The following is a 229-nucleotide window of genomic DNA, read 5'->3' as shown; positions in this document are numbered from 1 at the left end:
CATGCAGACGAAGTACGCGATGCCGTCTGACTACCAGCGCATCATCGACCGCACGCAATGGGATAAGTCGAAGCATTGGGAAATGCTCGGCCCGGAATCACCGCAGCAATGGCAATGGCTGAAGTCTGGTTATATCGCGACCGGCCCGCGCATCCGTTGGCGCATCCTGGGCAATACCTTCCAGATATGGCCTGGTGTGACAACTGCCGAATATCTCGGATTCGAATAC

The 229-nt window shown here is 55.9% G+C and carries 1 protein-coding gene; it reads left to right on the top strand.

Features of this window, described 5'->3' with window-relative positions; translation table 11 throughout:
* Positions 1-19 precede the first annotated feature (19 nt).
* Positions 20-229 (top strand): hypothetical protein (locus NCR39_RS29610; protein WP_250456336.1); only part of this gene is annotated, 210 nt, incomplete at its 3' end.

The organism is Caballeronia sp. ATUFL_M2_KS44 (assembly GCF_023630965.1).
GTDB classification, from domain to species: Bacteria; Pseudomonadota; Gammaproteobacteria; order Burkholderiales; family Burkholderiaceae; genus Caballeronia; species Caballeronia concitans.
This window is presented reverse-complemented; position numbering and strand designations above follow the sequence as displayed.